General features: G+C 55.3%; 12 protein-coding genes and 1 pseudogene. 3 read left to right on the forward strand and 10 right to left on the reverse strand.

Annotated elements, in window-relative coordinates:
* Positions 1-20 precede the first annotated feature (20 nt).
* Both AC0TNJ_RS11010 and AC0TNJ_RS11015 read right to left on the reverse strand, forming a co-directional pair.
* Complete coding sequence (locus AC0TNJ_RS11010; RefSeq protein ID WP_473771133.1) at positions 21-1,091, reverse strand: acyltransferase family protein; 1,071 nt, start codon at positions 1,089-1,091, stop codon at positions 21-23.
* Between the two features lie 739 nt (positions 1,092-1,830).
* Positions 1,831-3,344: pseudogene (locus AC0TNJ_RS11015) on the reverse strand (aldehyde dehydrogenase (NADP(+))).
* Positions 3,345-3,489: 145 nt separating this feature from the next.
* Between AC0TNJ_RS11015 and AC0TNJ_RS11020 the strand changes: the two are divergent.
* Together AC0TNJ_RS11020 and kdgD are read left to right on the forward strand one after the other, a co-directional pair.
* Entirely contained in the window at positions 3,490-4,224 is a 735-nt protein-coding gene (locus tag AC0TNJ_RS11020; RefSeq protein ID WP_473771134.1) for a FadR/GntR family transcriptional regulator, read from the forward strand.
* A 70-nt stretch (positions 4,225-4,294) separates the two neighbouring features.
* A complete protein-coding gene (kdgD, locus tag AC0TNJ_RS11025; protein WP_473771135.1) occupies positions 4,295-5,218 on the forward strand; it encodes a 5-dehydro-4-deoxyglucarate dehydratase in 924 nt (307 codons plus the stop codon).
* A 53-nt stretch (positions 5,219-5,271) separates the two neighbouring features.
* On the opposite strand, the gene AC0TNJ_RS11030 is transcribed toward kdgD, so the two are convergent.
* From AC0TNJ_RS11030 to AC0TNJ_RS11065, 8 genes are all read right to left on the reverse strand, one after another.
* Positions 5,272-6,474 (reverse strand): pyridoxal phosphate-dependent aminotransferase, encoded by a 1,203-nt coding sequence (locus AC0TNJ_RS11030; RefSeq protein ID WP_473771136.1) that lies wholly within the window; start codon positions 6,472-6,474, stop codon positions 5,272-5,274.
* 82 nt (positions 6,475-6,556) lie between these two features.
* Positions 6,557-8,194 (reverse strand): hydantoinase B/oxoprolinase family protein, encoded by a 1,638-nt coding sequence (locus AC0TNJ_RS11035; protein WP_473771137.1) that lies wholly within the window; start codon positions 8,192-8,194, stop codon positions 6,557-6,559.
* Between the two features lie 116 nt (positions 8,195-8,310).
* Positions 8,311-10,398 (reverse strand): hydantoinase/oxoprolinase family protein, encoded by a 2,088-nt coding sequence (locus AC0TNJ_RS11040; RefSeq protein ID WP_473771138.1) that lies wholly within the window; start codon positions 10,396-10,398, stop codon positions 8,311-8,313.
* Positions 10,399-10,584: 186 nt separating this feature from the next.
* Complete coding sequence (locus AC0TNJ_RS11045) at positions 10,585-11,424, reverse strand: transporter substrate-binding domain-containing protein (protein WP_473771139.1); 840 nt, start codon at positions 11,422-11,424, stop codon at positions 10,585-10,587.
* 30 nt (positions 11,425-11,454) lie between these two features.
* Positions 11,455-12,105 (reverse strand): amino acid ABC transporter permease, encoded by a 651-nt coding sequence (locus AC0TNJ_RS11050; RefSeq protein WP_473771140.1) that lies wholly within the window; start codon positions 12,103-12,105, stop codon positions 11,455-11,457.
* 9 nt (positions 12,106-12,114) lie between these two features.
* Positions 12,115-12,783 carry an amino acid ABC transporter permease gene (locus AC0TNJ_RS11055; RefSeq protein ID WP_473771141.1) on the reverse strand — a complete coding sequence of 223 codons (669 nt, stop codon included), beginning with the start codon at positions 12,781-12,783 and terminating at the stop codon, positions 12,115-12,117.
* Positions 12,784-12,823: 40 nt separating this feature from the next.
* Positions 12,824-13,564 carry an amino acid ABC transporter ATP-binding protein gene (locus tag AC0TNJ_RS11060; RefSeq protein ID WP_473771142.1) on the reverse strand — a complete coding sequence of 247 codons (741 nt, stop codon included), beginning with the start codon at positions 13,562-13,564 and terminating at the stop codon, positions 12,824-12,826.
* 42 nt (positions 13,565-13,606) lie between these two features.
* Positions 13,607-14,074, reverse strand: coding sequence for a RidA family protein (locus AC0TNJ_RS11065; protein WP_473771143.1), 468 nt, complete (start codon positions 14,072-14,074; stop codon positions 13,607-13,609).
* Positions 14,075-14,632: 558 nt separating this feature from the next.
* Here AC0TNJ_RS11065 and AC0TNJ_RS11070 point away from each other — a divergent pair.
* Positions 14,633-15,370, forward strand: a complete 738-nt coding sequence (locus tag AC0TNJ_RS11070; protein ID WP_473771144.1) for a FadR/GntR family transcriptional regulator — start codon at positions 14,633-14,635, stop codon at positions 15,368-15,370.
* The last annotated feature ends 57 nt before the right edge of the window (positions 15,371-15,427 follow it).

Genomic DNA, 15,427 nt, shown 5'->3' on the forward strand with positions numbered 1-15,427 from the left:
GACATTCGCGGTAAGGCAAATTACGAAGTTGCGAGGCGCGGCTTTGATGAAAACTGAAGCAATTTCCTTCGGAGCATCGGATTAAGTCTCTTTTCGACAATTCCATGGAATACGACCGAAAAAGAAATCAAAGCGACCATTGTCAATGCAAGCGCACTTAACGGTGAAACGTAATCGAGTAGTTTTGCAATCGCGATATAACCGACGTTCTGGTGCAGCAGATAAAGTGAGTAGGTTGCACCACCTAAAATACTAATAATGTTAAAGTATCGCTCGTTAATTTTTAAATAGAGCATCAATAAGAACATAGCTATCGAACAAAGAATGATTGCAGCGATTACCACAGAAGAAAACGTGGTCGAGTAAGCGGCTTCAGCCCATTCTATACCTGCAGTTGCTGTATATATCGAGTAACAAGCAGCGCTAATGAATAGAACGCACGCATAGTATGAAAACTGTTTATGGAGGCGATTCAGGACGATTCCCATCGCAAAGAAGCCGCTGTGTTCTGTAATAAAGAGGTTCTGGAGATGTTCGGAGCCGATATAAAACTCATTTGTCAATGAAAAGGCCAGCCAGATCGGAATAATCCTAAGGATATTCTGAAATTGACCGAGGGCTAAAATTATAAATATCCAACCATAAAAGATGACCTCGAGGACAATTGACCAGTATGCGCCATCAACGAATGGCTCGCCAAGCAATTTGGAAAAGATGATTGTGTTGGCCAGATACTGGCGCATGCTGACATGAAATAATGGATTTGATGAAAGCCATATTGTAGCGGCGGTCAAGGTCATCATCATTAAGAAAGTAGGGTAGATGCGCGTAAATCTCGCGATCATAAACGACCAGGGCCTTTGGCCTTCGGCAGAGTAAGCAATTACATACCCACTGATAATGAAGAAAACGCTGACCCCCAATGACCCATAACTCGCTATGGCTTTCATTGTTTCGGGGATATTGATCGCTGGCAATTCACCAGCGGCTTCACCGCGAAACGCGAAATGGTAGCACATGACGGCAAGCGCAGAAATGATGCGCAATATGTCGAGACCGTAGATGTGGCTGTGATGCGCGGAGCTCTTCATGGAATTAACCCGAAAGGTATGCGTTGAACTTTGCAGCGGGATGTCGCGCCTGTCAGGTTGAGTTCGCCCTAACCATGCTGCTGTCTGAAGCTGCACATCAGCAAAACCAAATGTTTTCAGATAATTGCATTTGGTGATCGCTGAAATAACCAGTTTTTGTTGGCGTCCTGTAAAAACGAAAGTTTTCTGCCTGGAGCTATCCCACTGGCAAACCCAATCAAGGTCAAACAGCCTACAGTGGACGCAATTATCCTTCGAGCGCGTTTCGATCCGATCGGATCAGATCGGCGCTCTAACTGTTTATTTTACCGCGCATTTTTTCCGAAAACCGTTTCACACTTTTCGGAATGCGCTCTAAATTTTTAGTAAAAGCCATTTGCCACCCCAGATTACATAGCATTGTTGAATAACCGTTTTTGGATATGTGGCAAGCGAATAATTATAAGATGCGTTGGGCCAATTGGCCCGGTTGCAAAAATTCCAATTGGCTGTGGAGAAGCCTTCCCACGCCTGGGTCACGCGGCTCTGGCGCCGAGATTCTGCTCGAGCATTGCCACGACCTCGGTGAGCGGGGTGTGCCTGTTGATCCTTCGACGATCTGTCGCTGGGTCAAAGATTCGCGCCGGAGACTGAAAAGCGGTTGCGTTGGCACTGGCGCCGATCCGCCAATATTTCCAGAACAGGGCGCATCAGGCCGATAGGGCCTGATGTATGTGGTTTCAACAAAGATAAGGAAGCTTCACTCGAAATCCATCGGCAGCACATCGGCCGGGATATTCTGATAGCTGACGGGGCGCAGAAAGCGGCGGATGGACATGGTTCCAACGCTGGTTGCGCCGAAATTGGTGCTAGCCGGATAAGGCCCGCCATGCACCATCGAATCGACAACTTCCACGCCGGTCGGGAAACCGTTGGCCAGAACGCGTCCGGCCTTGCGTTCCAGAACCGGCAGGAGCTTGCGGGCTGAAGCGGCATCGTCCTTGTCCATATGCAAGGTTGCCGTCAGCTGGCCTTCAAATCCCTTGGCCAGATGCACCATGTCGTCGACCGACTTGACGCGAACGACAACCCCGAGCGGGCCGAACACTTCTTCGCCGATCGTGTGATCGCCAAGAAAGGCTTCGCCGGTTGTCTCATAGAGGTTGGGCGAAGCTTCGCGACCCTTGCTTTCGGTCGCCAGCACGGGCTTGATGGAGTTGCGGCTGTCGAAATGCGCCTTGCCGTCCCGATAGGCCTTGGCAATGCCGTCGGTCAGCATGACCTGCGGAGCGACCTTTTCCAATGCGCTGCGGGTAGACTGCACAAAGCTGTCGGCGTCCGATCCGTCGATAACCACGGCAATTCCCGGATTGGTGCAGAACTGACCGGCACCCATGGTCAAGGACGCGGCCCAGCCTTCGCCGAGCGACGAGGCGCGTGTTTTCAAGGCTTCCGGCAGCAGGAACATCGGATTGACGGAGCCAAGTTCTCCGAAGAACGGGATCGGTTCCGGGCGCTGTGCGCACAGGTTGAACAGGGCGCGACCGCCTGCCAGCGAACCCGTGAAGCCGACGGCCTTGATCAGCGGATGCGTGACCAGCGCTTCGCCGACTTTGCGGTCGCCACCCTGGATGAGGCTGAACACGCCCTTCGGCATCCCGGTCCGGGCAATAGCGGCATGAATGGCGTCAGCGACGATTTCGCCGGTGCCGGGATGGGCGGAGTGACCTTTCACGACAACCGGGCAGCCTGCAGCAAGGGCAGCTGCCGTGTCGCCGCCAGCGGTCGAGAAAGCGAGTGGAAAATTGGAGGCCCCGAAAACGGCAACCGGGCCAATCGGACGCTGCATCAGCCGGATTTCCGGACGCGGCGCTGGCTTCCGATCCGGCAGGGCCTCGTCAATGCGACGATCCAAATAGTCACCCTTGCGGATATGGCTGGCAAAAAGCGGAGCTGGCCGGTGGTGCGTCCACGCTCGCCTTCAAGTCGGCCTGCCGGCAGGCCGGTTTCCTGCGTGCCGATTTCCGTGATGGCGGCAGCGCGTGCTTCGATTTCGTCGGCGATGGCTTCAAGGAATTGAGCGCGTTCTTCGCGGCTCGTATAACCATAAGTCCAGAAAGCATCTTCCGCCGCTTCGCAGGCGCGCGCTACCAGAGCGGGCGTCCCGACAGCAAATGCATAGGATGGACCACTCGCAGGTGTCGAGGCAAATGTCGCCTCCCCTGCCACCCATTCACCAGCGATCAGATGGCATCCGTGGGGCTTAAAAATCATTGTCATTTCCATTTCTGGTCTATTCACAAATGCATAATATGTATTTGGTGATAGACGTCAATACATCATATGACTCTCACATGCGGTCTTGTTCTACGCAATCAGAATTGCTACACGATTGAAGCACAACCAAGGAAAGCTTGCGGTGACGAACAAAGACAAGGACACATCCCGCTCAACTGGCAATCTTGTCGCCAAGGTGAGTGAACAGCTGCGGCGATCCATACAGTCAGGCGAAATAACGCCCGGAACGAAGTTGCCGAGCGAAGCACGACTTACTGAATCTTTTGGCGTCAGCCGCACCGTCATTCGCGAAGCAATCGCCGCGTTGCGGGCTGACCGGCTGGTGGAAGCAAGACAAGGCGCGGGCGTCTTTGTACTCGAACCCCAGCCTCCAGAAACAGCTCCCTTCCAAAACCTTGATTATGAGCGCATTTCTTCCGTCATAGAACTGCTGGAACTGCGAACCGGCGTGGAAGTTGAAGCTGCGGGACTTGCCGCCTTGCGTCGTTCGCCGCAACAGGAAGAAGCCATCATCAATTGTCACAAGCAGGTTCTGGCCTGCCTCGAATCCGGTAAACCCACGAGCGAGGCGGATTTTGCCCTGCATCTTGCCATTGCCGACGCCGCCAACAATCCGCGCTTCCGCGAGTTCCTGGCAATGATCGGCAGCGGCGTCATTCCCCGCGCCGCGCTTCAGACCGGTACAGATACCAGTCCCGGTGATTATATCGCCCATCTGCACAGGGAACACGCGCAGATCATAGAAGCGATATTCAACGGCGACGAAAACGGTGCGCGCGAGGCGATGCGCCGCCATTTGAAGGGGAGCCAGACCCGCTATCGCGCCATCCTGCAGAGAACACATGACAACTTATAATATAAGTTATTGACACTTATCATCTGACTAGGCTAGGTCCTATGTGTAATTTTCCAGAAGGGATCGACACATGGAACCGCAACTCATCAAACAGAAACTGGGCGCTGGCCTGCTTTCGTTTCCGGTCACGCATTTTGATGCGGAGGGGAATTTTGCGCCTGAAAGCTATAAGGCGCATGTCGAATGGCTTTCGGGTTTCGACGCCCCTGTGCTGTTCGCAGCAGGAGGCACGGGTGAATTTTTCTCTTTAAAACCCGACGAAATTCCAGCAATCGTTTCGGCCGCCAAAGAGGCCGCAGGCGGCAGTGATACGGCCATCGTCTCTGGTTGCGGCTATGGCACCGAGGTTGCCATCGAGATCGCGAAATCGGCAGAAAAAGCTGGGGCGGATGGAATTTTGCTTCTGCCCCATTACCTGATCGATGCCCCGCAGGAAGGGCTCTATGAGCATGTCAGGCGCGTCTGTCAGTCCATCGGTATCGGCGTCATGGTCTATAACCGCGATAATTCGGTTCTTCAGGCCGACACGCTGGCCCGCCTTTGCGATGCCTGCCCCAATCTAGTCGGTTTCAAGGATGGCGTTGGCGACATTGGTCTGGTTCGCCAGATTACCGCAAAAATGGGCGACCGCCTGACCTATCTCGGCGGTATGCCAACGGCAGAACTCTTCGCCGAAGCGTATCTCGGCGCGGGCTTCACCACATATTCCTCGGCGGTTTTCAACTTTGTTCCGGGCCTGGCGGTGGAATTCTACAAGGCATTGCGAGCAGGCGACCGCACAAGCTGCGAGCGTATCCTCAATGAGTTCTTCTATCCGTTTATGGCGGTCCGCAGCCGCCGCAAGGGCTATGCCGTTGCCGCGGTCAAGGCTGGCGTACGCCTGCAGGGCTTTGCTGCCGGTCCGGTTCGTGCTCCTCTTTCCGACCTGACCAGGGAAGAAGAAGGCATGCTTGAAGCTCTGATTGGCAAATATGCCCGCAAGCAGGCGGCCTGACACCGTACTTAAAAGCAGAAGCCGCAGTTTATAGCTGCGGCTTCTTGATGCCTTCACGTCAGGGAAGCGACCATTTCCTCGAGACGCGCACAGGCTTTGACCAGTTCTTCTTCCGAAGCCGCAATTGACAGGCGGATAAAGCCTGGGGCTCCAAAGGCAATGCCCGGGACACTGGAAACGCCGAAATCATTCAGCAGATATCCTGCTACGTCAGTATCGGTTCGAAGGACGCTGTCTGCACCGGTTTTGCGGCCGAAAAGCTTTTCAACACCGATGAAAGCGTAAAAAGCGCCATCGGGTTTGAGGAAATCAATATCCGCAATCTGCGCCAGATGGGCGGCCACCAGATCAGCGCGGCGGCTGAAGGTTTTTGCCGCCTGCGCCACATAGGCTTGATTACCGTCAAGGGCTGCCTGCGCCGCCGCCTGCGCGATAGAGCATACGGAAGTCACGCTTTGCGATTGCATCTTGTTGATCGCGGCAACAAGGGCTTTGGGACCTGCGGCATAGCCGACGCGCCAGCCCGTCATGGCATAGGTTTTGGAGACACCGTTGACAATGAGCGTGCGTTCGCGAAGCTGAGGACACGCAGTCCCGAAAGATATGAACGGCACCTCGCCTAGCAGGACATGCTCATAGATCTCATCGGAGAGAATAAGAATGCGCTCGTGCTTTCCAAGGATATTGGCGAGTTGCTCATATTCATCTTCGCTATAAATGGCGCCCGTCGGATTGGACGGGGAATTGAGCATCAGCCAGCGCGATTTGGGCGTAATAGCCGCCGCAAGCTGGCTCGCCGTCAGTTTGAAACCGGTGTCCGGTCCGCAAGGCACGAAGACCGGCTTGCCGCCATGCAATGCGACAATATCGGCATAGGATACCCAGCATGGCGTGGGGATAATCACTTCATCCCCTTCTTCCAGCGTTGCCAGAAATGTGTCGAACAGTATCTGTTTGGCGCCGTTGGCTACGGTCAGCTCATCAATGCTGAATTCAAGCTGGTTGTCGCGGCTGAACTTGGCAATGATGGCCTTGCGAAGCGATTCCGTGCCAGCGGCGGCACCATAACGCACGCCACCGGCTTTCACAGCCGCATAGACAGCATCCAGAACGGGGGTGGGCGGTTCAAAATCAGGTTCACCCAGAGAAAGATCAACAATGTCTCGGCCCTCGGCGCGCAGTTTCCGGGCGGCCATGGCGACGGCCATGCTGGGGGATGCCTGAATGCCCGATGATCGACGATTTTCGTACTGCATGGGAATACTCTTTATTCGTGAGATAAAAGAAGCCGCCCGCGTGGGACGGCTCACGTGGGGCGGCTTGCGGGGATGTTCAGGATTATCCATTCACGACATAATCAAAATCCCGGTCGCGTTTGACGGCTTCCGCGTCTCGCTTGTCGAGTGGGCCGTAACCGCCGCCGCCGGGCAACTGCAGGATGAGCCTGCGACCGGCAGGAACATGCTGGCGTCCCTTGGCGTTCAACACCGTACCGTCGTCGAGAAGGACTGCGCCAGCGGCTCCGTCTTCTCCCCCTTCGCGCCCACGCGGCGGGTGCTTGATGCGGTCGAACATTGCGTTGAAATAAATCTCGTGCCCTTCGGTTGGAGCGATTTCCACCACCTGACCGAGACCGCCGCGGAACTGACCGGCACCACCTGAACCATCGCGCAGTTCCTTGCGCCAGAAAATGACCGGCCCGACATGCTCGGTTGCCTCAATCGACATTGAATGCACACCGCTCGGGAAAGCCGTGGCGCTCAATCCGTCCAGGTGCGAGCGCGCGCCGGTGCCGCCGCTGTTGAACAGCAGCACTTCCGCACGCTGGCCGCCATCCCTCGGGGCATCCTTGCCGGTGAGCGGACGTGCGCTGACATGCAGGTTCCAAAGCGCACCAGAACCTTCGGCAGGCACTTTTCCCGGCAGCATCTTGTGGACTGCACCGAGCACCGCATCGGGCACAAGATGGCCGAGCACGTGGCGCACTGAAACGGGAGCCGGACGCTGCGCATTGAGGATGCAGTCTTTCGGCGCTGTCACCTTGAACGGCAGCAAGGAGGCATGATTATTGGGAATTTCCGGTGCGAGCGAGCATTTCAGGCCATAGCAGGCATAGGCGGCAGAGTAGATCAACGGACAGTTGATGCCCTTCGGGCTTGGTGATGATGTACCGGCGAAATCCGCCAGAATATGATCGGCATGCACGTCTATCCGCACGGCAATGTCGATTGGATCGCCGTAGCCATCGACGCGCATCACGTTGGAATAGGTGCCGTGCGGCAGGCTGGCCAGACGTTCCAGCGTCGCATCATAGCTGCGCTTGAAGATGAAATCGGCCAGGCCTTCCAGATCATCGAGCTGGAATTCATCCATCATGTCCATCAGGCGGCGATGACCGATTTCATTGCAGGCTGCGAGCGAATAGACATCGCCGACGACCTGATGGCTTTCGCGCACATTGTTTCGCAGTATATTGACCAGGTCCTTGTTGACCACACCGCGCTCGGCAAATTTCATGATCGGCACGAAAATGCCTTCTTCATAAACCTCGTTCGCGTCTGGGCCGAAGCCGCGCCCGCCAACATCAACCACATGGGCCGTGCAGGCAAAGAAGCCAGTCAGTTTGCCCTTGCGAAAGCTGGGTGACACCACCGTGAAGTCATGCAGGTGCCCCGTGCCTTTCCATGGGTCGTTGGTGATATAGACATCGCCCTCGTAGATGTTTTCGCGACCTATGTCGTTGATGAAGTGGCCGACCGCTTCCGCCATGGCATTGACGTGGCCGGGGGTGCCGGTCACGGCCTGCGCGATCATGAGGCCTGCGCGGTTGAAGACACCTGCGGAAAGGTCGCCGGATTCACGCACGCTGGTGCTGAAAGCGGTACGGATGAGGGTGACGGCCTGTTCCTCAACAACTGAAATCAGGCGATTCCACATGATCTGCATATGAACGTCGGAAATGGGTTTCTTTGTCATGTGAGACGGCTCCTTGGAGCATTTCCAGCAAAAGTGTGAAACGGTTTTGCGTTGGATAATGCGATAAAACAAATAGTTAGAGCGGTTCCGGGGATTCTGTCAGAACAGGAACCGCCCTAGGCGGCCTTGGCGCGCAGCAGCAGGCATCCATCGGCCTGCATGATCGCTTCGCGGCTGGAGGTGACAACGGTCGAGGTTTCGCGTTCGGTGATGATGGCGGGGCCAGCAATCCACTCGCCTGGTTTCATGGTCTCGCGCTCGACGATCGAGGCTTCGAGGAAGCGTTCTTCGAGAACGTCGAACACCTGACGCGTCGCGGATATGGCGGCTTGCGCCTGTTTCTGAATCGGCTTTGCAGGCGTTGGGGCAGCGGCGTCTGCACTTGCGCGCAACGACCAGCTGACAATCTCGACATCGAGATCATCGATCACGCGGCCGAAGAAACGCTCATAGCATTCGTCAAAAAGCGTGCGGAACAGCGTCGCATCCGCATCGCTATAGTCGCGGACGTCAATCGTAACCGGCACTTCCCAGCCCTGTCCGGCATAGCGCATGTAAGCGGTGCATTCGAGCGTCGGGCTGGCATCAGGCGCGCCTGATCGAACGAAGGAAGTTGCTTCCTCGACCAGTTCCCTGATGACCGCATTGATGGCCCTGCCTTCAAAGCGGCTCAGGCGGCTATAGGCACTGCGTACCGATTCAAAGCCGAAGGGCGCACGCAGAAAACCGATGGCCGAACCGACGCCGGCTCCGGGCGGAATGAGAAGATCGGTCACGCCGAGTTTTTCACACAGGCGCGCGGCATGAACCGGAGCGGCACCGCCAAAGGCGATCATGGTGAATTCCGACAGTTCCTTGCCGTTCTCAACCGCATGCATGCGTGCGGCATTGCTCATGTTCTCATCCACCACTTCGCTCAGACCATAGGCGGAAGTGGCAATGTCGGAACCGAGCTTGGAGCCGATATCGGCGTCCATCGCTTTTTCCGATGCGGAGCGCGAGAGTTGCATCGTGCCGCCCGCAAATGTATCGGGGTCGAGGCGGCCCAAAATGACATCGGCGTCCGTAACGGTTGGATGGATGCCCCCCCGATCATAGCAGGCAGGGCCGGGTTCCGATCCCGCGCTATGGGGTCCGACGCGTATCTGACGCATGGAATCGACGGTTGCAATTGAGCCGCCGCCCGCACCGATCTCGACCATTTCGATCACCGGAATGGAGATCGGCATGCCGCTTCCCTTCTTGAAGCGATAGGTACGCGCCACTTCAAAGGTTTTGGAGGTTTTGGGCATCTGCTGCTCAATAAGGCAGATTTTTGCGGTCGTGCCGCCCATATCGTAAGAGACAACCTGATCAAGCTTGTGATTGGCGGCAATGTGGGCCGCGAAGATCGCGCCGCCGGCGGGACCGGATTCAAGCAAGCGAACGGGAAATTCGATGGCGCTTTCAATGCTGATGATACCGCCGCCCGAATGGATCATGAAGACGGGCGCGACAAGGCCCTCTTCGCGCAGTCGCCCGACAAGACGATTGAGGTAAGACGCCATCAGCGGCTTGACATAGGCATTGGCGCAGACGGTGTTAAACCGCTGGAATTCGCGCATCTGCGGCGAGACTTCAGAGGAAATCGATACGGACAGACCGGGCTTTTTGGCGAGAATACGCTCGCGGAAGCGACGCTCATGCTCGCCATTGAGATAGGAATGGATGAAGCCGACGGCGACACTTTCGTAGCCTTCCGCAATGATGCGGTCGCAAAGCGCATCGACTTCTTCTTCATCGAGCGGCTTCAAAACCTCGCCACGCGCGCCGATGCGTTCGTTAACAACCAGCCGGTCGTTACGCGCAACAAGCGGCGCGGGCAGCACGATGTCGAGATCATATTGCTCGAAACGGCTTTCCGTGCGCATTTCGATCACATCGCGAAAACCTTTGGTTGTCACCAGTGCGGTTTTCGCGCCGCGTCGCTCAATTAGCGCATTGGTGGCAAGCGTCGTTCCGTGAATGACAGTGTCGATCTGATCAAGCTTGACCCCGGCTTTTTCAGCCACTTCCCGAATGCCCTTGACGATGGCATTTTCGGGAAATGCATAATCCGTCAGCACCTTGGTTGAATGAAGGGTGGAACCCACTTCCATTGCCACGTCGGTGAAGGTTCCGCCGATATCGACACCCACCCTGATCAGTTTGCCATCTATCGTCATTTTCTGCTTAACTCCCAGAAAGATATCCCCGAAAGGGACGAATACGTTGTGTTCTGTCACGGCTCAGGTTCGGGCACGTGTTTATCGGTTCCCGCAAAAGGCCTTGCGGGTTCATGTCTTTGGATACTGGAGACTTTGGATGTGCCGGTGCGTTTCACACGCACCGGGAAAGCTTATGTGTTGGCGTTATTGCTTGCCGGTGAAATCCACCCCTTCAAGCGTGGCTGGCAACTTTGGACGGTCGACGCCGATCCACTTCTTATAGAGCGTATCCAGCGAACCATCTGCGTTGTGGCGCGTCACGAAATCATTGAGAAAATCGAGCATGGCCTGATCGCCCTTGCGCACCGCCATGGCCTGGATATTGTCCGCAGCCTTGTATTTGCGAACATATTTGTCGCCATTCCCGGTATTCTGGATCACAAGGCCATAGGTGAGGCTGCCCAGGATCGCATCAACCTGGCCCGACAGAAGCGCCTGCACGGTGGTGGCGTCGTCGTCAAAACCCTTGATTTTTGTGCCCGCGGGGGCGGCCTTTTTGAGGATCGGCTCGAAAGCGCTGCCGCGATTGACACCGATCGTGTAATTGACGAGATCCTCGTTGCTGTTGATCTCAGCGTCCTTTTTGCCCCAGACCGTGATGTCATTGGCCGAATAGGGAAGCACGAACTGGATGACCTTTGCGCGTTCGGGGGTGATCGTCATCGAGGGCACCAGAAAATCGACCATGCCATTGGTCAGCAGCGGAATGCGGTTTTGCCCTGTCACACGTTCGAACTTGACCTCGACGCCCAGCTCCTTAGCAATGAGATTGGCCACATCGATGTCAAAACCACCATTCTTGCCGTTCTCATCGATGAAACCCCATGGAAACTGATCCATCTGTACGCCGATGACGGCCACGCCCTTGGCCTTGATTTCCTCCGGGCTTGCGGCTTGCGACGCACCGACAGACAAGGCCGATGCGACGAGGCTGGTTGCAAGGCTGAGGGCAATCGCGGAACTCTTGAAAACTGCGTTGATCATGTTCTTACCTCTGGTTTGTTTTATCGTTGATTAGCGTGAAGCGTTCAGCCGCTTCTCGATCCGGGCGCTGTAATAAGTGAGCGGCACGCAGATGATGAAATAGATGAGCCCCACGGTGCCGTAGACCTTCATCGGCTCAAACGTGATATTGGCCATCAACTGTCCTGAACGGGTGAGTTCAGTCAGTCCGAGCAGCGCGGCCAGCGCCGTTCCCTTTATCAAATTGACCAGAAAGCCGATTGTCGCCGGAAGGCCAATACGAAAGGCTTGCGGCAGCACGACATCCTTCATGCGATGGAAATAACCGATACCGAGCGCGCGGGCGGCCTCATCCTGCCCGGTGGGCACAGCCTGAATGCTGCCGCGCCAGATCTCTCCCAGAAAAGCACTGGCATGCAGCGACAGGCCGATGATCAGCGCCACCCAGATGTCAACCCGAATACCCAGAATGGGCAGGCCGAAATAGACGAAGAACAGCTGGATCAGCAGCGGTGTACCCTGAAAAATCTGGATATAGGCCGCCATCAGATAGCGCAGCCACCTTTTCGTGGCGGTGCGTCCCAGCGCTACGACCAGACCGCCCAGCCCCCCGAAAGTGAAGGCAAGGATGGAAAGAATGACGGTCCATTTTGCACCATCGAGAATGAAGAGAAATTCGGAGAAACCAAAACTGCGGATCATCTTGGGACCTCACTTCGACGGATAGGAAAAATAGGTCCTGCCGATGATTTGCAGAACGATCGAGAAGAATTGCGATAAGGCCAGGTAGATGACGCCGAGCACGAAATAGATTTCAAAGCTGCGGAACGTTTCCGAATCTATCATCTGTCCGACATAGGTCAGTTCTTCCGCGGAGATCGACGCGACAAGGCTTGAATTGAGCATCATCAGGATGAACTGGCTGCAAAGCGCGGGATATACAGCGCGTATGGCGGGACGAAAGATGATGAAACGATAGATATCGAAGGTATGAAGCCCAAGCGCCCTACCAGCTTCGATTTGACCTGCCTTGATCGATTCCACACCGCCGCGCACGATTTCCGCCGCATAAGCCGCGCAATTGAGCGTCATGGCGAGAATGGCCGCCTGTTCGGCGGAAAGCGTCACGCCCAGCGAAGGCATGCCGAAGAAGATGAAGAACAATTGCACCAGAAACGGTGTGTTGCGGATCAGCTCGATATAGCCGAAGGCTGTGAGCGCGATCACCCGCACCGAACTCATCCGCATCAGCATGAAGACGACGCCCAGCGCCAGGCCCAGGACCATGGAAATGGATGAAATCTTGAGCGTCTGGATCGCACCGTTGAGGAGCGCGGGCCAGGCTGCCAGAACCGGCCCCATGTCGAATGTGTATTGCATCAAATTATTCTCCCATTCGCGGCCATTTCCCCTTTGTTTCTTAGTGGTTCAGTATTTGGCCCAAAAATGCCTTGGCGCGCTCATGCCTTGGATTGCCGAAGAATTCAGCCGGTGGCGCGCTTTCGATGATTTCGCCGCGGTCCATGAAGATGACGCGATGAGCGACCGCGCGCGCAAAGCCCATTTCATGGGTCACACAGATCATGGTGATGCCGTCGTCAGCGAGACTGACCATTGTGTCCAGCACTTCCTTGACCATTTCCGGGTCAAGTGCCGAAGTCGGTTCGTCGAACAGCATGATCTTTGGCCCCATGCAAAGCGCCCGCGCAATGGCAACGCGTTGCTGCTGACCGCCGGAGAGTTGTGCCGGATATTTTTCGGCCTGCTCGGCAATATGAACACGCTTGAGGAAATGCATCGCCTTTTCCCGAGCTTCGGCGAGCGAGTTCTTGTGCACACGGCGCGGCGCCAGCATGCAATTTTCCAGCACTGTCATGTGCGGAAACAAGTTGAACTGCTGAAATACCATGCCGACATCGCGGCGAATATGATCGACATTGGCGCCGGTATGCCCCAGGCGAGTGCCATTTACATCGATAATGCCGTCCTGAATTTCTTCCAGGTAATTGATGCAGCGGATCAGTGTCGACTTGCCCGAGCCGGATGGACCGCACAGCACGATATGCTCACCGCGGTCGACCTCCAAATGGATATCCTTGAGAACATGGAGCTGGCCATACCATTTGTTGACCGCATTCATCGTGATGGCTTTATCAGACATCTCATTCTCGCTTCGTCTATATTTGCAGAAGGAAGCCAGCGCTCAAGGCTGGACTTCAAAAATGGCGTCGACTTCAACGGCAAAACCGCGCGGCAGGGAACCTGCGCCCAGGGCCGTGCGGGCATGATGCCCCTTCTCCCCCAGCACTTCGATGAGAAGATCGGATGCGCCATCGATCACTGCCGGATGATCCTTGAAATCAGGTACGGCATTCACGAACCCCCGCACCTGCAAACAAGCTGAAATTCGATCGAGATCGCCATCAAGGGCGGAGGCCGCCCGCGCCAGCAAATTGAGCGCACAAACGCGCGCTGCCTGATAGGCTTCTTCGACATTCATGGTGCTGCCAACCAATCCGAGATAGCAGTCAACCCCATCGACACGCGGCACCTGACCGGAGATATACAACGTATGACCACTCAGCCTGTATGGTACATAGGCGCCACTGGGCGCCGTTAGCTCGGGCAGGATAAGACCCAATTCCTTCAGTCTGGCTGAAACCAGTCCCATTATATTTCCCCTTATTCTATCCGGAACACACGTATGACCAGAAGGCGCGTACGTCCGCTCAAGACCACTTTGAGAGCACGCATCCCACCACTCAGTCCATGACGCCGGCGGATTGGGTCGAGCAGCCGAAACCAACTTGCTTCCCCATCGACAACCCAGAGATTTGATAAGTGATATTATGACTATGCCATTTGTTATGATGATAGGTTTGCTAAAATATTATCACTTGTCAAGACGGATATTTTGGAGGCGACATAAGGCGAAGCCGGTCACAGAAGAACCATTTAATGAAATAATTTCCGTCATTTAAGAACAAAAAAACCAAGCCATGCAGCGAATTATTGACCAAAAAATTTTCATCGTAGCCACCCCATATGATGAGTCTCTTTCGGACAAAAACCATTCCCTTTCCGTGAAAGAGAGGGAAAATTCATGGTGAAATCTGAGTCGAGACCTATAAGATAATATCTCTATATCAGTGATATTATCTTGTAATTCTATTCACGACATCGTATCAATCACAAACAACCTGATCGGCCAAATTGGAACTGACGGACATTGAAGACGCTCACCGCACGGACAATTGAAAATCTTAAGGCCTTCATTCGCGATGGCGATTTTAAAACCGGGGACAAGCTGCCTACGCTGGTGGAGCTTGGCGAAACGCTGGGCGTCAGCCGTACGGTCATCCGTGAGGCCATTGCAGAACTTCGCTCTGACGGTCTGCTGGAAGTGAAGCACGGCGTTGGGGTTTTCATCCGCGATTTCGAAAGGCTGCGTTTTTCAGGCGATGATGTTTCGCCGCTTGAGCCTTTGGCGCGGTTGTCGCTGCCATTCATGGATTTGCTGGAATTGCGCATGGCCTTTGAGGTTCACGCTGCGGGATTGGCCGCGCAACGGCGCTCCTGGGCGCAGGAGGCCAATATGTGGGAAGCACTCAAAAAATTCGAGGCGTCCGTTGACGACGAGGCAGCACTCGATGAGATGGATTACATCTTTCACCGCTCGATTGCCGAGGCAACCAACAATCAGGCCTTTATCGAGTTTTTCAGCGTCATGAGCCTGAAAATCCTGCCGCAGCCCGCATTTTCGAGCGATCTCAATCCTGCATTGATTACGCCCGATTATATTCGCAACAGCGTGACTGAACATCGTGCGATCTGCGAAGCCATCAGTGCGGGGAACGCAGACGCCGCGCGCGACGCCATGCAGGCCCACCTCGCCCGCAGCCACCAGCGCTATCGCGGTTTCAACGGCAGCATCGGATCGCCTCTGAGCAATGTGACGGAGCTTTGAGCCTGGTCAGAAGCGCCGACCATGTTTCTACCGCCAAAATTGGTCTCTTTGGCGGTA

The sequence above is a fragment of the Ochrobactrum sp. PL_is483 genome (genome assembly GCF_055816855.1).